The 19,145-nt window shown below is 68.0% G+C and carries 13 protein-coding genes; 1 reads left to right on the forward strand and 12 read right to left on the reverse strand.

Going from position 1 to position 19,145, the window contains the following annotated elements:
- From I7X39_RS14470 to I7X39_RS14490, 5 genes are all read right to left on the reverse strand, one after another.
- The coding region (locus tag I7X39_RS14470; protein WP_198111882.1) for a biotin/lipoyl-containing protein at positions 1-694 on the reverse strand (694 nt) is incomplete at its 3' end.
- Positions 695-738: 44 nt separating this feature from the next.
- Positions 739-1,068, reverse strand: coding sequence for a DHCW motif cupin fold protein (locus tag I7X39_RS14475; protein WP_198111883.1), 330 nt, complete (start codon positions 1,066-1,068; stop codon positions 739-741).
- Entirely contained in the window at positions 1,068-2,336 is a 1,269-nt protein-coding gene (gene aceF, locus I7X39_RS14480; protein ID WP_198111884.1) for a dihydrolipoyllysine-residue acetyltransferase, read from the reverse strand. Before aceF ends, I7X39_RS14475 begins: the two co-directional genes overlap by 1 nt.
- Positions 2,337-5,030 carry an alpha-ketoglutarate dehydrogenase gene (gene mdeB, locus I7X39_RS14485; RefSeq protein ID WP_198111885.1) on the reverse strand — a complete coding sequence of 898 codons (2,694 nt, stop codon included), beginning with the start codon at positions 5,028-5,030 and terminating at the stop codon, positions 2,337-2,339. It lies immediately after the preceding gene.
- 8 nt (positions 5,031-5,038) lie between these two features.
- The gene (locus I7X39_RS14490; RefSeq protein WP_198111886.1) at positions 5,039-6,253 is read right to left on the reverse strand and encodes a methionine gamma-lyase; all 1,215 of its coding nucleotides are present in this window, start codon (positions 6,251-6,253) and stop codon (positions 5,039-5,041) included.
- 140 nt (positions 6,254-6,393) lie between these two features.
- Between I7X39_RS14490 and I7X39_RS14495 the strand changes: the two genes are divergently transcribed.
- Positions 6,394-6,855 (forward strand): Lrp/AsnC family transcriptional regulator, encoded by a 462-nt coding sequence (locus tag I7X39_RS14495; protein ID WP_198111887.1) that lies wholly within the window; start codon positions 6,394-6,396, stop codon positions 6,853-6,855.
- 411 nt (positions 6,856-7,266) lie between these two features.
- Here the strand turns inward: I7X39_RS14495 and I7X39_RS14500 are convergent, their stop codons facing one another.
- From I7X39_RS14500 to I7X39_RS14530, 7 genes are all read right to left on the reverse strand, one after another.
- Positions 7,267-7,800, reverse strand: coding sequence for an OsmC family protein (locus tag I7X39_RS14500; protein ID WP_198111888.1), 534 nt, complete (start codon positions 7,798-7,800; stop codon positions 7,267-7,269).
- 16 nt (positions 7,801-7,816) lie between these two features.
- Positions 7,817-9,133 (reverse strand): trans-sulfuration enzyme family protein, encoded by a 1,317-nt coding sequence (locus I7X39_RS14505; RefSeq protein WP_198111889.1) that lies wholly within the window; start codon positions 9,131-9,133, stop codon positions 7,817-7,819.
- 554 nt (positions 9,134-9,687) lie between these two features.
- The gene (locus tag I7X39_RS14510) at positions 9,688-11,529 is read right to left on the reverse strand and encodes a DEAD/DEAH box helicase family protein (protein ID WP_198111890.1); all 1,842 of its coding nucleotides are present in this window, start codon (positions 11,527-11,529) and stop codon (positions 9,688-9,690) included.
- Positions 11,530-11,741: 212 nt separating this feature from the next.
- On the reverse strand, positions 11,742-11,969 hold the full coding sequence (locus I7X39_RS14515) for a hypothetical protein (RefSeq protein WP_198111891.1): 228 nt from the start codon (positions 11,967-11,969) through the stop codon (positions 11,742-11,744).
- 16 nt (positions 11,970-11,985) lie between these two features.
- Complete coding sequence (locus tag I7X39_RS14520; RefSeq protein ID WP_198111892.1) at positions 11,986-14,910, reverse strand: ABC transporter substrate-binding protein; 2,925 nt, start codon at positions 14,908-14,910, stop codon at positions 11,986-11,988.
- A 127-nt stretch (positions 14,911-15,037) separates the two neighbouring features.
- Entirely contained in the window at positions 15,038-17,668 is a 2,631-nt protein-coding gene (locus I7X39_RS14525) for a TonB-dependent receptor plug domain-containing protein (RefSeq protein WP_198111893.1), read from the reverse strand.
- Positions 17,669-17,865: 197 nt separating this feature from the next.
- Positions 17,866-19,002 carry a branched-chain amino acid ABC transporter substrate-binding protein gene (locus I7X39_RS14530; RefSeq protein WP_198111894.1) on the reverse strand — a complete coding sequence of 379 codons (1,137 nt, stop codon included), beginning with the start codon at positions 19,000-19,002 and terminating at the stop codon, positions 17,866-17,868.
- Between the last annotated feature and the right edge of the window lie 143 nt (positions 19,003-19,145).

The raw sequence follows: 19,145 nt of genomic DNA on the forward strand, positions 1-19,145 counted from the left end.
CGAGGAAGCTGCCGTAGCCGCGCACCACGGTGACCTTGCGCATCTTGGCCATCTGGGCCAGGCCGCCGGTGAGCTTGCCGATGACCTTTTCCTTGTGGCCGCGCAGCTTGTCGATGTGGAGCTTGGGCGCGCCGAACTCGACGCCCAGGTCGGCCATGTGGCTGACCTCGTCCATCACCGCGGCCACGTGCAGCAGCGCCTTGGAGGGGATGCAGCCGACGTTCAGGCAGACGCCACCGAGCGTGGCGTAGCGCTCGACCAGCACGACCTTGAGGCCGAGGTCGGCCGCGCGGAAGGCGGCCGAGTAGCCGCCCGGGCCGCCGCCGAGCACGAGGACCTCGCACTCCAGATCGGCGGCACCGGTGTGGACGGCGGTGGTGATCGGGGCGGCGATGGGTGCGGAGACAGGCGCAGCCACTGGGGCCGTGACTGGTGCCGCGACCGGTGCGGCAGCTGCCACCCCTTCAGCCAGCGCAATCAAGTCGCCCTGATTGATCTTGTCGCCGAGCCTGACCTTGAGTTCCTTCAGCACCCCGGCCGCCGTGGCCGGGATCTCCATCGAGGCCTTGTCGCTCTCGACCGTGATCAGACTCTGGTCGAGGGCGACGGCGTCGCCGGGCTTGACCAGGATCTCGATGATGGCAACGTCCTTGAAGTCGCCGATGTCGGGGACGCGTAGTTCGATCACGGGCATGGAAGTCCTCGTTGGAATGACATTCAGAAGCCGATGCGGGCGCGTCAGTCGACGATGAACACGCGCGAGCCGACCAGGCTGCGCACGCGGTGCGGGCTGCCGTGGTCGGCCAGCTGCAGGCTCTGGCAGCGCGCCAGGGTCAGGCGCTGGCCATCGCGCAGTTCCAGCTCCAGCTCGCCGTCCAGGCAGAGGATCACATGGCCCTTCTGGCACCAGTGGTCGGCCAGGTAATCGGGCGAGTACTGCACGATGCGCACGCGCAGCGCGCCGCAACGCTGGGTCTGCCAGCGCGCCATGCCGCGCACGCCCGGGTAATGGTCGACCGGCACCGTGGCCCAGTTGGTCAGGGCGGTAGGGAAGCCGCGCAGGTCCATCAGAGCAGCACGCGGCGGAAGTCGGCCAGCACGGCGGCCAGGTAGGCGTTGAAGCGGCCGGCGGCGGCGCCATCGATGACGCGATGGTCCCAGCTCAAGGACAGGGGCAGCATCAGGCGCGGCTCGAATTCCTTGCCGTTCCACACCGGCTTCATCACGCTCTTGCACACGCCCAGGATCGCCACCTCGGGCGCGTTGATGATGGGCGTGAAGCCGGTGCCGCCGATGCCGCCCAGGCTGCTGATGCTGAAGCAGCCACCGCTCATCTCGGCCGGGCTCAGCTTGCCCTCGCGTGCCTTGGCCGCCAGCTCGCCCATCTCCTTGGCGATCTGGGCGATGCTCTTCTGGTCGGCGTCCTTGATGACGGGCACCACCAGGCCATTGGGCGTGTCGGCGGCGAAGCCGATGTGGAAGTAGCGCTTCAGCACCAGCTCGTCGCCATCCAGGCTGGCGTTGAACTCGGGGAACTTCTGCAAGCCGCTCACGCAGGCCCTGATCAGGAAGGCCAGCAGCGTGAATTTGGTGCCCGCTTTCGCGTGCTCCTGGTTCATCGCCACGCGGAAGGATTCCAGCTCGGTGATGTCGGCCTCCTCGTGGTTCGTCACATGGGGGATGAGGACCCAGTTGCGGTGCAGATTGGCGCCGCTGATCTTCTTGATGCGCGCGAGCGGATTGCGATCGACCGCGCCGAACTTGGCGAAGTCGATCTGCGGCCACGGCAGTAGCCCGGGCAAGCTCGAGCCCGTGGCGGCCGCCGGCGCGCTGGCGGCGCCGGCCACCAGGCGCTTGACGAAATCCTGCACATCGCGCTCGGTGATGCGGCCCTTGGTGCCGCTGCCCCGAACTTGCTCCAGCGGCACGCCGAGTTCGCGGGCGAACTTGCGCACGCTGGGCGAGGCATGGGGCGGCAAGGCGCTGGGGGCGGCGGTGGGCCGGGGCGCTGCTGCGGCGCTGGGCAGGCTGGGGGCAGCCGCGGCCACCGGGGCCGGGACCGGGGCCGCGGAAGCCACCGGCACCGCGGCACCCGCAGTCTCCAGCTCCAGGATCAGGTCGCCGATGTTGAGCTTGTCGCCCAGCTTGACCTTGACCGCCTTGACGACGCCGCCCTGGCTGCTCGGGATCTCCATCGAGGCCTTGTCGCTCTCCACCGTGACCAGCGACTGCTCGGCGCGGATCGTGTCGCCTTCCTTGACCAGCATCTCGATCACCGCGACATCCTTGAAGTCGCCGATGTCCGGCACCCGCACCTGCATCAAACGCGCGTTCATTCAGCAGCTCCAGGGAGAGTTCGGGGCAATGCGCACGCCATAGCGCTGGCGTGCCTGCGCCAGGCAGTCGGCATGGATGGCGCCTTGCGCCACCAGGCTCTGCAGCGCGGCCAGCACGATCTGGTGGCGGTCGATCTCGAAGAACTGGCGCAGCTTCTGGCGCGTGTCGCTGCGGCCGAAGCCGTCGGTGCCCAGGCTGCTGAAGGGCGCGTCCACGTACTCGGCGATCAGCTGCGGCCAGGCACGCACGTAGTCGGTGGCGGCCAGCACCGGGGCGCGGCCGGCCAGCAGGCGCTTGACATGCGAGCCGCCATCACCCTGGCCCAGCCGGTGGGCACGTTGCGCCTCGCGCGCCTCACGCGCCAGCTCGCTGAAGCTGGTGACGCTGAACACATCGGCGCCGACCTGCCAGTCGCTCGCCAGCAGTTCGGCCGCCGCAATCACCTCGCGCAGGATGGTGCCGGAGCCGAGCAATCGGATGTCGGGCAGCTCCTCCGGGCTCTTGGCCAGCGGGTTTTGCTGGAAGCGGTACATGCCGCGCAGCAGGTCCGCATGGGCGCCTTCGGGCAGGCTGGGCTGCGCGTAGTTCTCGTTCATCACGGTGACGTAATGGAACTCGTCGCGCTGCTCTTCCATCATGCGGCGGTTGGCGTGGTCCAGGATGACGGCCAGCTCGCCGGCAAAGGCCGGGTCCCAGGCGCGGCAATTGGGCACCATCGCCGCCATCACCAGGCTGCTGCCGTCCTGGTGCTGCAGGCCCTCGCCGCCCAGGGTGGTGCGGCCGGCGGTGGCGCCGAGCAGCAGGCCGCGGGCGCGCTGGTCGGCGGCGGCCCAGATCAGGTCGCCCACACGCTGGAAGCCGAACATCGAGTAGTAGATGTAGACCGGCAGCATGGCTTGGCCATGCACCGAGTAGCTGGTCGCCGCGGCGATCCAGGACGAGAGCGCGCCGGCCTCGGTGATGCCTTCCTCCAGCAGCTGGCCGTCCACGGCCTCGCGGTAGCTCAGCATCGAGCCGGCGTCCTCCGGTTCGTAGCGCTGGCCCTCGGGGGCGTAGATGCCGATCTGGCGGAACAGATTGGCCATGCCGAAGGTGCGCGCCTCGTCGGCCACGATGGGCACGATGCGCGGGCCGAGTGCCGGGTCCTTCAGCCAGCCGCCCAGCATGCGCACCACCGCCATGGTGGTGGACATCTCCTTGCCTTCCGCCTGCAGCGCAAAGCCGCCCCAGCTTTGCAGCGCCGGAACCGTCACCGGCGTGGCGCCGCCCTGGCGCGCTGGCAGCGGCCCGCCCAGCAGGGCGCGGTGCTCGCGCAGGTAGCGCATCTCGGCGCTGTCCTCGGCGGGCTTGACGAAGCGCAGCGCGGCCACGTCCTCGTCGCTGATCGGCAGCTTGAAGCGGTTGCGGAAGGCCAGCAGCGCGTCCAGATCGAGCTTCTTGGCCTGGTGCGCCGTCATGCGCGATTCGCCCGCGCCGCCCATGCCGTAGCCCTTCTTGGTCTTGGCCAGGATGACGGTGGGCCGGCCCGGGTGCGCCACCGCGGCGGCAAAGGCCGCGTGCAGCTTGCGGAAATCGTGGCCGCCGCGCTTGAGGGCGTCGATCTCGGCCTCGCTCATGTGAGCGACGAGCTGCTGCACCGCCGGGTTCTGCCGGAAGAAATGCTCGATGTTGTAGGCGCCGTCCTTGGCACCCAGGGTCTGGTACTGACCGTCCACGGTGTTGGCCAGCGCGCGCAGCAGCACATGCTCGGTGTCGCGGGCAAAGAGCGCGTCCCAGTCCGAACCCCACAGCACCTTGATGACGTTCCAGCCGGCGCCGGTGAACAGGGCTTCCAGCTCCTGGATCACCTGGCCATTGCCGCGCACCGGGCCGTCCAGGCGCTGCAGATTGCAGTTGACGATGAAGGTCAGGTGGTCGAGCTTCTCGCGCGCCGCCAGGGTCAGGCCGGCGATGGATTCGGGCTCGTCCATCTCGCCGTCGCCGAACACGCCCCAGACGCGCCGCCCGGCCGTCTGCAGCAGGCCGCGGTGCTGCAGGTAGCGCATGAAGCGCGCGTGGTAGACGGCGGTGATCGGCCCCAGGCCCATCGAGCCGGTGGGGAACTGCCAGAACTCCGGCATCAGCCAGGGGTGCGGGTAGGAGCACAGGCCGCCGCCGTCCACCTCCTGGCGGTAATGCGCCAGCTGCTCCTCGCTCAGGCGGCCTTCCAGGAAGGCGCGGGCGTACACCCCCGGGGCGGAGTGCGGCTGGAAGAACACCAGGTCGGCCTGGCGGCCCGGCCCGTCGCCCTTGAAGAAGTGGTTGAAGCCGAGCTCGAAGATCTCGGCCGCCGAGGCATAGCTGGCGATGTGCCCGCCCAGCTCGCCGTAGGCCTGGTTGGCCCGCACCACCATGGCCAGCGCGTTCCAGCGGATCCAGGCGGTCAGGCGCTCCTCGATCGCCAGATCACCCGTGTAGGCCCCCTGCTGCGCCAGCGGGATGCTGTTGCGGTAGGCCGAGAAGGGCTGGGTGTGCGGGAACAGGCCCAGCTCCTGCGCCTTGTCGTCCAGCTGCTGCAGCAGGAACAGTCCGCGCTCGGGGCCGGCGGTCTGGATGGCGGCGCGCAGCGCCTCCAGCCATTCACGCGTCTCGGCGGGGTCGGCATCGATGGGCAAGGTGGGCTGCATGGCGGGGTCGGTGCTGCGGGCGTTCATGGCTCGGTTCAAGCAGGTTGGGGTTCGGGTTGGGGCAAGCGCGGGTGCACGGCGGCCAGGGCCTGCAGCACATCGGCCAGCAGGTCCTCGGGCTCTTCCAGGCCGGCGGAAAGGCGCACCAGGCCGTCGGAGATGCCGGCCGCCGCGCGTTCCTCGGGCGTGTAGGTGGAGTGGGTCATGCTGGCCGGGTGCTGGGCCAGGCTCTCGGCGTCGCCCAGGCTGACGGCGCGGGCGATCAGGCGCAGCGCGTTCATGAAAGCGCGGCCAGCCGCCTCGCCGCCGTGCAGCTCGAAGGCCAGCATGCCGCCGAAGTTCTTCATCTGGCGCTGGGCCAGCGCGTGGAAGGGGTCGCTCTCCAGGCCGGGGAAGAAGACCTGCTTCACTGCGGGGTGGGCCGCCAGCGCACGCGCCAGCGCCAGGGCGTTGCTGGCGTGGCGCTCCATGCGCAAATGCAGGGTCTTGAGTCCGCGCAGCAGCAGGAAGGCGTCCTGCGGCGACATCACCGCGCCGGTCATGTCCTTCAGGCCCTGCAGGCGGATGCGCTGGGCGACGTCGGCGTCCGCCGCCACGGCCAGGCCGGCAGTCACATCGCCATGGCCGCTCAGGTATTTGGTGGCCGAATGCACCACCACATCGGCGCCGAGCTGCAGCGGGCGCTGCAGGTAAGGCGTGCAGTAGGTGTTGTCCACCACCAGCAGCGCACCGTGGGGCCGCGCCAGGCGCGCCACGGCGGCGATGTCCACCAGGCGCATGTTCGGGTTGGCCGGCGTCTCCAGGTAGACGAGCTTCGGGCCGCTGAGCATGGCCGTGGCCAGCGCGTGCAGGTCCGTCATGTCCACATGGGTCACGCGCACGCCGAATTCGCCGATGCCATGGTGCAGGAAGGCGTAGGTGCAGCCGTACACGGTGCGGTCCACCAGGATCTCGTCGCCCGGGCGCAGCAGGGTCCAGAGCGTGGCCGTGATGGCCCCCATGCCGGAGCCGAAGGCAATCGCCCCGGCGCCGCCTTCCAGCGCGGCCAGGCGCTGCTCCAGCAGGTCCAGCGTGGGGTTGGAGATGCGCGTATAGAAGTGCCCGGCTTCCGAGCCGGCAAAGCGCGCCGCGCCCTGCTCGACCGACGTGAAGGTAAACGTCGAGCTCAGGTAGATCGGCGGCACCAGCGCGCCCTGGGCGCTCTGGGCGTCGTAGCCGTGGTGGATGGCGGTGGTGGCAAAACCGGGCATGGAAAACCTCGTCGCGAAGGGGTTGGAGTGCGAAAAATTCTGTTGCGTCAACCGCAGAATGTGTTCGCGTTTCGACCCCGCTTTGGCCGAGTGCGTGGACGATTCAGAATGTGCAGACTGCTTTGTTGGAATGTTTTGCCATGGACCTGGATCGCATCGACCGCCAGCTGCTGCAGGCCCTGCAGCAGGACGCCCGCCTCACCGTGGCCGAGCTGGCCGAACGCGTCGCCCTCTCGCCCTCGCCCTGCTGGCGGCGCGTCAAGCGGCTCGAAGAGGCGGGGCTGATCCAGGGCTACCAGGCCCGGCTCAGCGCCGAACGCCTGGGCTATGGCGTCACCGCCTTCGTGTCGGTGATGGTGGGCAGCCACAGCCAGGAATCCGCCCGCGCCTTCGAGGCGCGCGTGACCGAAATTCCCGAGGTGATTGCCTGCCACAACATCTCCGGCCGCTACGACTTCCTGCTCGAAGTGGTGGCCCCCGACCTCAACGCCTTCGGCGACTTCGCCCGCAACACCCTGCAGACCCTGCCGGGCGTGAAGGAGCTGTACTCGAGCTTTTCGCTGAAGGCCTTGAAGACCGAGAGGCGACTGCCGATTCCCTGACCGACGAACTTCGACGAAGTGCGCCAGCGCTGGAAGCGAGGGCGTGGGGTGGGTGGCGCAGCGAAGTAAAGGGGGAGCCGCTCGCACCCGAAGGGTGCGGGCGGCGGAGGACCGAGCGCGGAGCGAGGACAGCACCTGCGTGCTGTCCGACCCCGCGTCGAGGGCCGGGGGCCGTCTAGCGGCCACCGGCATGAGCGGAGCTGCCCACCCCATGGCCTCGCGTCGCTCTACCGGCGCAGTAAACGCATTGACCTCCGCCACCGAGCGCATCAGGGGCCTGGGGCACTGTGCTCCGTTCATGTCCCCCGGCGTCGTCCTGACGGACGCCGCCTCCTCCTTGACTTCTCTGCGCACAGCGCCCCAGACCCCTGATGAAGGGGCACCGAGAACTGCTACCAGGTTGGGTGTTCCTTAGAGGATCTGGAGTTCGGCGTTGAGCGGAACCCCCTTCGCCACCGACATCGCATTCGGGCTGTGCGCCACCGCCTCGCGGCGCAGGCGTTCGAACTGCTCGGGCGTGCCGTCGCCCTTGACCTCGATGCGCACGTCGATGCGGCGCAGCGGCACCTGGTCCGTCAGGCCCAGGAAGCCGGACAGGTCCATCTCGGCGCGCACTTCAACGCGCAGGCTCTCCAGCTGCACGCCCAGCACCGAGGCGCCGACGGTGAAGCCCACCATCACGCAGGCGCCCACGCCGCCCAGCAGCAGTTCCTGCGGCGAGGGGCCGTGGTTGCCGCCGCCGAGCTGGCGCGGTTCGTCCACGATCCAGCTGTGGCCGCGGCTGATCTTGTGGCGGCCGAACTGCAGCGGCAGCGCGGTGATCAGCGCGCGCGTGCCGTTCTGCCAGTCCACGCCGACGCCGCAGTGCACCAGGCCTTGCTGCGGGTCCTTGCGGATCTCGTCGGTCAGTTCGGAAACGGCGGCGAGGGGAATGCCATTGCGCATGGTGTGGGTTCCTTGATCAGTTGAAAACGGCGTGCAGGGCCTGGTCCAGGTCGGCGATCAGGTCGGCGGGGTCTTCGATGCCGACCGACAGGCGCACGCAACCGGGCTGGATGCCCATGCGCTCGCGCTGTGCCGCGGTGAAGGCCGCGTGCGAGGTGTTGAAGGGCAGGCTGGCCAGGGTCTCGACGCCGCCCAGGCTGGTGGCCTTCTTGCCGAGCTGGAGCTGGTCGAGCAACTGCACCGCCTGCGCGTCCGTGCCGTCGATCTCGAAACAGACCATGCCGGTGGGGTTCTGCAGGATGCGCTGCGCCAGTTCGTGGTCGGGGTGCGATTCCAGGCCGACGTGATAGACCCGCCGTACCTTCGGGTGGGCTTCAAGAAAGCGCGCCACCGCGGTCGAACCCTCGGCATGCGCGCGCATGCGGAGGGCCAGGGTCTTGAGCCCGCGCTCCAGCATGAAGCAGGCATGCGGGTCCAGGCTGCCGCCATAGGCCAGGCGGCGCGGCCAGGTCGCGTCCATCAGCTTGCGCGAACCGCAGGCCACGCCGGCAATCAGGTCCGAATGGCCGTTCAGGTACTTCGAGGCCGAGTGCACCACCACGTCCACGCCCATCGCCAGGCCCTGCTGCGCGATCGGCGAAACAAAGGTGGCGTCGATCACCAGACGCAGGCCGTGCTTCTGCGCCAGGGCCACCAGGGCCGGGATGTCCACCACCTTGAGCAGTGGGTTCGTCAGCGCTTCGAAGAACAGCACCTGGGTGTTGGGGCGGATGGCGGCCTCGATGGCGGCCAGGTCGCGCGGGTTGGCGTAGCTGCAGCTCATGCCCAGGGTAGGCAGCTCGCCCTGGAAGAAGGCATAGGTGCCGCCGTACAGCTCGTTCGAGGCCACCACATGGCCGCCGCGGTCCAGCAGGCTCAGCAGCACCGCGGCAATCGCCGCCATGCCGGAGCTGAACACCAGCGCCGATTCGGCGCCTTCCAGCGCGGCCAGCTTCTGCTCCACCGCCCACTGGCTGGGGTTGCCGTAGCGGGTGTAGATGAAGCGGTCGCGGGCGTAGCCCTCCTCAATCGACTGGTACTGCTCGCCCTCCAGCAGGAAGGTGCTGGTCTGGTAGATCGGCGTGCCGACGGCACCCGTCACCGGGTCGTCGCGCGTGCCGGCGTGCACGGCCAGCGTGGCCGGCGCCAGGCCGCGCAGGTCCGGGTGGGCCATGAAGGGGCCAGGCAGGCGCTCGCGCGCCAGCTCGTCGGTCCAGTGCGGGGCGTTGTCCAGCGGCGAGGCGCTGGCAGGGTCGCCGCGCACGGCGCCGACCGATTCGTGTAGGGCTTGCATGGGCATCCGGAGTGGTGGGGTCACTCCTGCCAGTGCATGCGGCGTGCCAGCGCGTGAAGGGGCCGGATTGGCCTGGAATCAAGGGGTTAGCGAGGGGGACTGAGCGCCTTGTATGGATTTGGCGCCGGGCTCGTACGAAGAAGAGTACGTGGATCAATATTCATACGGCGCCTTGTGAGCGCAGTTGGTTGTGGTGGCCAGGGGCTGTAACGCAGCGATTGCTGCAACTAGGCGTTGAACAGCGAGATCACGCTGTCAACGACGTTGCGGTCATCGAGCGGCGCGGCATAGCGCCGATCGCATGGCCGGTCTCAGGGGCGTAGCTGACGTTGCCCGTCCTGGGCTGACCGTCCGTCCTCTCGGCCGACGCCAGTTGAGCTAGCCCAGCTGCGTGTGGGTTCCCCGCTGCAAGCTCAAAGATAGTCCTGCCACCCGGTCAGTGCTTGATCCAGTCAGGAGTTGGCGTCTTCTTGGACTTGAGTATTTGTCCAACCACACTTGGCTAGTGTCATCGGTGGCGATGGCAATGTTGCAGCTTGGGCGGCGGGCGGCTTTCATGCGTCCCCCCAATCGTTGCCCGCGTAGTCCACGATTCGCGGCGTACTCTGGTCGCCGCGTGGGCGCGCGATAACTGAAGCTAAACGAGTCTTCAAGTCACGCGCAACTTTGCAGGTGACATAGCAAACGACAGATGGTCCTAGGTCGAGCCCAACCAGTGCGCTAGGGGTCGATACGAACACCATAGGCGCGTGTTCTGGGCCATCCAGGCCCATCCAATCCGTTTGCGCTCCTAGATTCCGCACCACGCGAAGTCTTGGTTTTTGGCCCTTTGTGTCAGCCCCGTGGGGGAGGCCACTGAGGCAATTGGCAAATGCCTCAACCATCTCGCGCGATTTAGCCACTACGACCGCGCCGCGAGCAGGGTTTGGTACAGATCCGCCAACCAGCTCTGCGAACAAGTCTGAAGAGATCTTGTGGACCTGCGATGCCGTCAATTCGCCCCCAGTTGCTCCGATAGTTGCCGCCAAGTCAGCGGCACTTGCTGAAGTCTCAAGGGCTCGTAGTTCATGCTGCACTGGGAGCAAATGCCCTTCTGCAACCGCGGTCGCCATCTCGTAGCTTGCAGTCAGTTCCCCGAATTGCTCGAAGCGCCTCTCGTTTGGCCGAAACGGCGCAGACGTGAACAAGGCAAACGTTCCTAGGGGGAACAGTTGTCGCAGGTCAAAGTCTTGGGCTCCGACTTGGTAGAGGTTGAAGCCAACTAGCAAGCAGGCGTCTTCGACTGTCTCGGCTGCCTTGGCTGCTTGGATCGAGCGCAGCATTTGCCAAGTTGCGATCAAGACTTGCCCAGGCTGCAATTGGTCGAACGAACTCGCCAGTTCAGCGCCCGAGGCTGGCACCACTGGACTAATGGACCGGCCTGGCAAGTCTCGAATTCGCATCATTAGGCCGTGCACGAGGTCAATTCGGTCGACAAGGACGACCAATGGAAGGTGCGCGAGTTGCGGCAGCTCACGAGTCTGAGCGATGTAGGCCAACAGCGTCATCGTTAGGCCTGTCCCAGCGACCTGCGCAACAACGCCTGCTCTGCGATCCCCGCGAACTGCGACAACGGTCGCCTCTATTGCGCGAGCGACGATCTGCTGTTGGTACTCACGAAGGCGCCCTTGGAGGTAGAACGCGACTGAATCGAGACCATCCTTCAGGGCGTGAAGGGCCAAGGCATCAGCGACGCCTTCTCGGCCGTCCACCACGGCCTCTTTCGCACGCTCGGCTTTGAACGCGGCCTGAACGAGTGGCGCTGGAACCGGCAGGCTTTCTTGCAGGAGTTGCAGGCGCTCGTCGATGCCAGACTGCCCATTGGCATTCTTGTTGAGGAGCGCCAGAAGTTCGTCCAGCACCTTCTTTGCCTCCACGAATGACTGAAGGAACTCAGTCGACGGGGAAAGCGGGGCGTCCTCGCCTGCGGTCGATTCGGCGGTGCCCCCAGGGACAAGAAGTTCTTCGGCATTGGACTCGAACAACAGGGAGAAGGTCCAAACTGCCGCCTGCCGCGCGCCAAAGACGTGCTCTTCCGCCGGCGTGAAGCCATTCCCGTTGTGATAGAGCTCGTTCCGCAGGCGGTGGTAGTAGATGAACTCAGCTTGATCGACGGGCATCGCCTGCTTCGTCAATGCTGCGAATTCCTTGAGGAAGGCGACCTTGGAGTTGAAGTTGGCTAGCCATAGGTCCACCTGCGCTTTTGCGTAGGTCTTGCCCCCGCGCTGGTCAGGATGTAGTGACAAAAAAGTGATGACCGAAGACTCGATGGCGTTGTCAAAACCGATCAAGGCCACCCGTCGATCAAAGTCGCGCTTTCCGAGTCGATGCTCCTCAGCATGCTGGAGCAGTTCCAAGGGGCCCTTGGCCCACGGCCTCACTGTGCACTTTTTTGGCATGGTGCGATCCTAGCCATGCGCTCCGTCCCCATCTCCTGAAAGGTTTGGACGTGCCGCAGGCGTATTGCCTTCAGGAATCGCCGCGGAATCGCGCACTCCTTGGTGGGCCCTTGAAGTCCCTGGCCAAGCGCTCGATTTATCCTTGGCGGGGGCTTACGTCCCCCACCCATTCAGTTCCGGAACTTCGGGAACTGCATGGGCAACTCGCCCTCCATCGGCTGCGAGTTCTCGAGCTCGGTGAAGCAGCCCATGCGCTGACTCGCAAGTTCGACCGCAATGCAGCAAGCGGCGCCGCTGATCGTATTGCCACCAACGGCAGCCGTCCTCAAGTCATTGACATCGCGCCGCCTGGCGCGCGGCTCTGTTCTTGCGCGGAATTTCAAAGGCCTGATGGCCATGCTGCCGTCTCCCGCCTCAGCGCTCCCCTGGTCGCAGGCTCAGGGCCCCGCGCTCAGCCCCCACCTGCCGATCGATCAGCTCAACAAAGCCAGCCTCCGCCAGCGGCCGATGAAAGTAGTACCCCTGGATGAAGTCGCAATCCAGCGCCACCAGCTGCTGTTGCTGCTCGCGCTGCTCGACCCCCTCGGCCACCAGCTTCAGGCCCAGGCCGCGGCCCAGGCCGATGATGGCGCGCATGACGGTGCAGGCCTCGCGGCCGGCTTCGATGCCGTCCACGAAGGCCTTGTCGATCTTCAGCACCTCCACCGGCAGGCGCGTCAGCTGCGCCAGTGAGGAGTAGCCGGTGCCGAAGTCGTCCACCGCCAGGCGCAGGCCCAGGTCGGCGATGCGGCGCAGCACGCGCAGGTGCGCTTCGACGTCCGTCATCAGCGCGGTCTCGGTGATCTCGAGCAGGATGCGCGCGGGCTCGGCGCCGGTGTCGCGCAGCATGGCGGCGATGTCCTCCACCAGCGTGGGCACGCCCAGCTGCCGGGTGGAGAGGTTGATGGACACATAGGGTGCCTGCGCGCCCCAGCGGCGCTGCCATGCGGCCTGGGCGCGGAAGCCCTCGCGCAGCACCCAGGCGCCGATCTGCGCGATGAAGCCGCTGGCCTCGGCCACCGGAATGAAGATGGCCGGCGAGATCTCGCCCTGCTTGGGGTGCCAGCGCAGCAGCAGCTCGGCCCCCACCACCTGGCCGCTGGACGCCACCACGATGGGCTGGAAGCGGGCGGAGAGTTCCTGGCCGGCGATGGCGCCGCGCAGGCCGTGGGTGATGGCCAGGCGCTCGCGCGCCTGGGCCTGCAGCTGGTCGCTGAAGAACTGCCAGCCGTCGCGGCCGCGCTGCTTGACGGCGTACATCGCGGTGTCGGCGGCGCGCAGCAACTCGTCGGCCGAGCCGGTGCCGCCGCCACCCACCGCCACGCCGATGCTGGCGCTGAGGTAGACCGTAGCGGCCTCCAGCTCGAAGGGGTGGCGCAGCGTGGTGTTGATCTGCTCGGCCAGCGTGGCCACGGTGGCCGGGTGTTCGATCTGCTCGCACAGGATCACGAACTCGTCGCCCGCCAGGTGGGCCACGGTGTCGCCCGGCCGCACCTGCTCGATCAGGCGTGCGCCCACGGCCTTGAGCAGGGCGTCGCCCACCGCATGGCCCTGGGTGTCGTTGATGGCCTTGAAGCCGTCGAGGTCGATGAAGAGCAGGGCCAGGCTCTGGCCGCTGCGCTGCGCGCGCAGCAGGGCGTTGCCCAGGCGTTCGCGGATCAGCGCGCGGTTGGGCAGGCCGGTCAGCGGGTCGTGCGTGGCACGCCGCGCCACTTCCTCTTCCAGCCGCTTGCGTTCGCTGACGTCACGCAGGGTCACCACCAGCAGCCAGTCCTTGCCGTCGTGGAACTTGGCGATCGTGGCTTCGAGCGGGATGAAGGAGCCGTCCTTGCGGTAGCCGGTGAGTTCGCCGCGGCCCGTCATGCGGCGCTCGCTGTCCTCGCCCTCGACGAAGCGGCGCAGCAGCTCGGCATGGCGCAGCCGGAAATGCGGCGGCAGCAGCAGGTGCACCGACAGGCCGACCAGCTCCTGCTCCGCATAGCCGAACAGCTGGCAGGCGCTGCGGTTGGCCACGCGGATGCAGCCTTCGCGGTCGGTGGCCAGCACGGGGGTGTCGGCCAGCTCCAGGATCTGCCGGGGCGCTTCGGCTCCAGGCGGCGCCGTGCCGAGCTCGGCCACCAGGCGCGCGGCCAGGGCCTGCGGGCCGGCCACCGGCTGCGCAAATCCGTCCTGCGGCGGCTCGCGGTAGCGCTCCGGAATGACCGGCGCGATGCAGCCGAAGCGCTCGATGATCTCGAAGCTGCCGTCGGCCCGGCAGCGCGCCAGGTAGGTGTTGACGCTGGCGTGGTGGGTGGCGGGGTCCATCACCACCCGGCCCTGCGGGCCCTGCACCGCCACCCGCTCCAGCGCCGCCACCAGGTCTTCGCTGGCGCAGCTGCCGGCCGCCGCCACGGCATTGGCGAAGGCATGCACGCACAGATAGGCGCCTTCGCCGAAGTTGGTCAGCACGCCATTGCCCTGCGGCCAGATGCCATGCACGCCCGGCTGGCGCGCCAGGCGCTGCAGGTAGTGGCGGCTGGCTTCGCTGTCCAGGCTCATGAAGTAGGTGTTGCTGGAGTAGAGGCCGGCGCGGGTGTCGGGCGGCAGCTGGCCGGCCATCACCTCGTCGAAATGGCCCATCACCACGGCCATGTGCTGCTTCAGGCCCAGGGCGGCGAAGCGCGTCAGCAGGCGGATCTGGTCGTTGCCGGCGAAGTAGGGCACGAACACGTCGGCGCCCGAGCGCGCCAGCTGCGCCAGCAGGCGGTCGATGGCCTCCGGGGTGGCGCCGATGTCGAGGTACTCCTCGCCCACCACGTCGCCGTCCAGGCGCTGCAGCGCGCGCTTGGCGGCGTCGATCGAGCCGCGCGGCCACTCGTAGTTGTTGCCGGCGAAGAACATCTTGTGCCCGTAGCGCCGCACCATGCAGGGGATCATCTGATCGATCTGCTGGTTCGGCAGGGCGGCGAAGTGGAAGAAGTGGCGCCCCGAGATGCTGCCCTCGTAGAACGAGAAGTTCAGCAGCGGCACGCGCCGGGGTTCGGCCACCTGGCCGGCCACGGCGATGCGCGAGTTGGACAGCAGATTGCCGATCAGCGCGACGCAGCGGTGCTGCTCGATCAGGCGCAGCGCCGCCGGCACGGCCGTGGGGGGCAGGCTGCCGTCGTCCTCGACCACCAGCTCCAGCGGCCGGCCGAGCACGCCGCCGCGCTCGTTGACTTCCGCGCAGGCGATGCGGGCGGCCCAGACGATCTCGGGCCCGTAGATCTCCACCAGCCCGGTCAGGGGCGCCATCAGGCCCAAGCGCACGGAATCGTTCAAGCCGCCCCTCCTTTGCATCCGGTCGAGTCAAGGGATTGGGGCCATGGTAGCGAGGGCGGCGCGCTCCCCGGCGCGCCGGGGGGCGGAGCGGCTTCTGGTGCAGCCGCTCAGGGCCTGGGCGCCGTCCTCAGAACTTGTATTCGAGCGTCATGTACCCGGTGCGACGGTCGCTGTTGTCCTCGTACAGCGTGCCCAGACGGCCCAGGCGGTCGAACGGCGCGACCTTGCCGGCCAGGTTGCCAATGCCCAGCGCCAGGCTCAGGCCCTTGGCCAGGCCGCGGTAGGCCAGGTAGGCGTCGTAGGTGCTGAAGGACTTCACCATGATCACCTTGCCATTCGGGCCGGCCACCGCCTGCTCGAAGGCGCCGCGGTGGTTGCCGGCCAGGGCCACGGTCCAGTTCGGCAGCGACCAGCTCAGGTCCGCGCGGTGTCGCCACTTCGGGTAGCCGTACTTGCCGGCGTACTCGGTGCTGACGCCGCGGAACTCGACCTCGTACCGGCTCATGTTGGACGAGGTGAGCGAAGCCTTCAGCGTGCCGGCCTCACCCAGCGACCAGCGGCTGCTCAGGCCGATGTCCAGCCCCTGCACATCGGTCTTGCCCAGGTTCACGTAGCGCGCCCGGTAGGCTGCTGCGGCGGCATTACTGGCCGGGCTGATGAGGGTGAAGTAGCCGGCATCGGCCGGGTTGGTGATGTTGGGCGCATAGACCTGGTTGGTGCGCTCAATGCGCCATGCATCCACGGCCAGGGTGTGGTTCTTGAGCGGTTCCCACAGCAGGCCGAAGTTGCTCGACTTGGACTCCTCGGGCTTGAGGTCCAGGCTGTCCATGAAGCTCACGGTGACCTGGTTGCCCCAGACTTGGCTGTAGGCCGGACAGATCGCCGCCGTGGCCGGGTTGCAGTTCACGTAGGAGCGGATGCCGCCATGCTGCTCGGCCAGCGAGGGTGCGCGGAAGCCCGTGGTGTAGGAGCCGCGCAGCGCGAACTGGGCCACCGGCGTCCACTTGATGGCCAGCTTGGGGTTGACGCTGGAGCCGGCGGCGTCGAAGTCGTCATAGCGCAGCGCCAGCTGGGTCTCAATGGTCTTGTGCAGGGGCACCGAGAGCTCGGCATAGGCGGCACGGGCGTTGCGGCTGGCCGAGATCGGCAGGCGCACGGCGGTGTTCTCGACCTTGCCGGCGTTGGACAGCGCGTCGATGCCATCGGACATGGACTCGTGGCGCAGGTTCACCCCCAGCGCCAGGTAGACCGGACCGGCGGGCAGTTCGGCGATCGGCGCCGAGGCGCTGGCGTCCAGCAGCGTGAAGCTGCTGCGGCCGTCGCGCGTGTGGCTGGTGCGCAGCTTCTGGATGTTGGCGTCGCTCAGGCGCTGGAAGGGGTTGATCGAGCCATCGGCCACGCCGGCGTACCAGAAGTCGCTGCGGATGTAGTTGCTGCCGAGGAACTCGGTGTGGCTTTCGGAGCGGGTCAGGCCCAGCTCCCAGTCCCAGCCGCGCGCCTCGCCCTTCAGGCCGGCCACCAGGCGGGTGGAGTCGGAGCGCACGTCGCGGATCTTGGAACCCAGCTCGTCGTACAGGCGGGCGTAGTAGCCCCAGCCGGCCGGCGCCTGTGCGAAGGGGAAGTGCGGCGTGGTGTCGCCGTCGTAGTAGTCGTTCTTGAAGGTCGGCCAGTATTCGTACTGCTGCTCGATGCTGGCGGCCGAGAGCTCGCCGAAGGCCGTCAGCGTGGGGCTGATCTCATAGCCGACGCGGCCGAACACGCTGAGCTTGCGGGTCTTGGGGTTCAGGGTGTTGAAGCGATCGGTCTCGGTGTCCAAGCACATGCCGGTGGCCGGGTAGCCGTTGAACGTGCCGGTGTAGAGGGTGTTGGGAGCGTTGCAGGCACCGGCGGCGTAGTACTCCACCTTGCCGCCATGGGCCGGGTTGTTGGAGTACCAGTTGCCGCCCGAGCTGGAGGTGGCGGGGAAGTTGCCACCGATGCCGGTGCCGCTGGTCAGCGCGGCGCCGGTGTAGCCGGCCGCCAGCGCGGCGGCGGTGCGCTCGCCCTGCTTGCCGCCGCGGCGGTCGCTGACCTGCACGGCCTGCGAGCCGTAGACCTCCACCAGGCCCATCATGCTGAGCTTGCCCTCGCCGCCGCCGGCCGACAGGGTCATCGAATGCCAGTCGCCGTCGTGGTAGCTGAGCGAGCGGCCGCCCGAGAGGCGCACATCACCGCCGCGGTAGTTCTTGCGCAGGATGAAGTTGACGACGCCGGCCAGCGCGTCCGAGCCATAGATGGCCGAAGCACCGTCCTTGACGATCTCGACCCGCTCCACCGCCGACAGCGGGATAGACCCCAGGTCGACGAACACCGACTGGTCGCTGAAGCCGTAGAAGGCGATGCGGCGGCCGTTCAGCAGCACCAGGGTCGAGTTCGGACCCAGGCCGCGCAGCGACACGCCCGAGCCGCCCACCACCGAGTTGTTGGTGTTGTTGGTGCGGTAGGAGCCGCCGGCGTTGTTGTTGGCGACGATGGTGTCCAGCAGCTCGGCCGCGGTCGTCACGCCGCTCTGTTCAATCTGCTCGCGCGTCAGCACCTGCACCGGCGAGGCGCCCTCGGTGGCCAGGCGTTTGATGTTGGAGCCGGTGACCTCGACCTTGTCGAGCTTGGCCGGTTCGTCGGCAGCCAGTGCCGGCATGGCGCTGGCCAGCAGGGCGACCAGCAGGGTGGGGGCAAACGGTGCAATCAGGGCGCGCCGGGGCGCGGTGGCGAACAACATGCGGGTCTCCTCGCGGGGATGAAAAAGGGCGGACGGGCAGGCCTTTGCAGGGGCCGTGCCAGTCCGCCGACCGACGAGGAATCAAGCACTTGGCGGGGCCGGCTTGAATGTCGTGCGCAGTGCACGACAGATTCGTATCGAAATACTTACGTTCAGGAAATCGTACGAATCGGGAAACGGGCGTTAACCCTGGGCTTTCAGCGCACCACGCTGATCTGCTCGCGCGCGCCGCCCTTGTAGGTGAACAGGGTCAGCGCGCCGTTCCTGATGTCACCCTTGGCGTCGAAGCCGATGCGACCGGTCACGCCGGGGTAGTCCGTCCTCGCCAGCTCGGGCAGGTACTTCGCCGGTTCGGCGCTGCCGGCCTTGACCATCGCCGCCGCCATCAGGTTCACGGCGTCGTACACATAGGGCGAGTAGACCTGCACGTCCTGGTTGTATTTGGCGCGGAACTTCTGCTTGAAGGCGTCCAGCCCGGCCTTCTGCCCGCCCTCGACGCCGCCGGCTTCGGCGCAGACCACCTGGCCATCGGCCAGGCTGCCGGCGGCCAGCTTGGGCAGCTCGCCGCTGCAGATGCCGTCGCCGCCCACCAGTTTTGCCGTCATGCCGAGCTGCTTCATCTGGCGCAGCATCGGGCCGGCCACCGCGTCCATGCCGCCGAAGAAGATCAGGTCGGGGTTCTTGGCCTTCAGGCCGGTCAGGATGGCGCTGAAGTCGGTCGCCTTGTCGTTGGTGAACTCGCGTCCGACGATCTTGGCGCCGGCCGCCTTGGCACCCTTCTCGAACTCGTCGGCCACGCCTTGGCCGTAGGCGGTGCGGTCGTCAATGATGGCGATGGTCTGGGCCTGCATCGTCTTGACGGCGTAGCGGCCCAGGGTGCCGCCCAGCTGCACGTCGTCGGCCACCACGCGGAAGGCGGTCTTGAAGCCCTGGCGGGTGTACTTGGGGTTGGTGGCCGAGGGGCTGATCTGCGGAATGCCGGCGTCCGAGTAGATGCGCGAGGCCGGGATGGTGGTGCCCGAGTTCATGTGGCCGATGACGCCGTTGACCTTGGCGTCCACCAGCTTCTGGGCCGCAGCGGTGCCCTGCTTGGGGTCGGCGGCATCGTCTTCGGCCAGCAGCTCGAAGCGCGCCTTCCTGCCGCCGATCTGCACGCCCTTGGCGTTGAGCTCCTCGATCGCCAGGCGGGCGCCCAGCTCGTTGTCCTTGCCCAGATGGGCGATGCCGCCGCTGGTGGGGGCGACGTGGCCGATGCGGACCACCAGGTCCTGGGCCGAGACGCTGGCCGCCAGGCTCAGGCCGGCGCTGCAGAGAACAGAGAAACGGAACTTCATGCGGGGTCTCCGGAGTGGGAAAGGGGCAGGCGGTTGTCGCCCTGCCGGCTCCAGCGCACAAGCCGTGCCAGCAGGCCGCCGGCCATTGGCATCAAGCACTTGCCACCGTGCGAAGGCGCAGACGTGGTAAGTCCGGACGCGGA

It is taken from the genome of Inhella proteolytica (genome assembly GCF_016093275.1).
GTDB lineage: Bacteria > Pseudomonadota > Gammaproteobacteria > Burkholderiales > Burkholderiaceae_C > Inhella > Inhella proteolytica.

Excerpts from the sequence above, each read along its gene's own strand:
- I7X39_RS14475 (WP_198111883.1), bottom strand. The coding sequence starts at position 1,068 with ATGGACCTGCGCGGCTTCCCTACCGCCCTGACCAACTGGGCCACGGTG.
- aceF (WP_198111884.1), bottom strand. The coding sequence starts at position 2,336 with ATGAACGCGCGTTTGATGCAGGTGCGGGTGCCGGACATCGGCGACTTC.
- mdeB (WP_198111885.1), bottom strand. The coding sequence starts at position 5,030 with ATGAACGCCCGCAGCACCGACCCCGCCATGCAGCCCACCTTGCCCATC.
- I7X39_RS14490 (WP_198111886.1), bottom strand. The coding sequence starts at position 6,253 with ATGCCCGGTTTTGCCACCACCGCCATCCACCACGGCTACGACGCCCAG.
- I7X39_RS14495 (WP_198111887.1), top strand. The coding sequence starts at position 6,394 with ATGGACCTGGATCGCATCGACCGCCAGCTGCTGCAGGCCCTGCAGCAG.
- I7X39_RS14500 (WP_198111888.1), bottom strand. The coding sequence starts at position 7,800 with ATGCGCAATGGCATTCCCCTCGCCGCCGTTTCCGAACTGACCGACGAG.
- I7X39_RS14505 (WP_198111889.1), bottom strand. The coding sequence starts at position 9,133 with ATGCAAGCCCTACACGAATCGGTCGGCGCCGTGCGCGGCGACCCTGCC.
- I7X39_RS14515 (WP_198111891.1), bottom strand. The coding sequence starts at position 11,969 with ATGGCCATCAGGCCTTTGAAATTCCGCGCAAGAACAGAGCCGCGCGCC.
- I7X39_RS14525 (WP_198111893.1), bottom strand. The coding sequence starts at position 17,668 with ATGTTGTTCGCCACCGCGCCCCGGCGCGCCCTGATTGCACCGTTTGCC.
- I7X39_RS14530 (WP_198111894.1), bottom strand. The coding sequence starts at position 19,002 with ATGAAGTTCCGTTTCTCTGTTCTCTGCAGCGCCGGCCTGAGCCTGGCG.